This is a genomic window from Pseudoalteromonas sp. T1lg48, from assembly GCF_002964785.1.
Classification (GTDB): domain Bacteria; phylum Pseudomonadota; class Gammaproteobacteria; order Enterobacterales; family Alteromonadaceae; genus Pseudoalteromonas.
Window position 1 is genome coordinate 1 of the sequence record NZ_PQCC01000012.1, and the last position, 238, is coordinate 238.

The 238-nt window shown below is 41.6% G+C and carries 1 rRNA gene; it reads left to right on the forward strand.

Annotated elements, in window-relative coordinates:
• Positions 1–116 precede the first annotated feature (116 nt).
• Positions 117–231, forward strand: a 5S ribosomal RNA gene (rrf, locus tag C2M29_RS08760).
• Positions 232–238 lie beyond the last annotated feature (7 nt).

Here is a 238-nt window from a genome sequence, read left to right on the forward strand (position 1 = left end):
ACCCGTGAGGCTTAACCATACAACACCAAAATGGTGTGAGACTGTTAAGTTAGAAGTTAGAAATTAAGACTGAAGTAGACACTTACTTATAAAGCTTTCCGAATTTACAATTTTTTCCTGACGACCATAGCGTTTTGGAACCACCTGACCCCATGCCGAACTCAGAAGTGAAACGAAACAGCGTCGATGATAGTGTGGCATTTGCCATGTGAAAGTAGAACATCGTCAGGGCCTTATT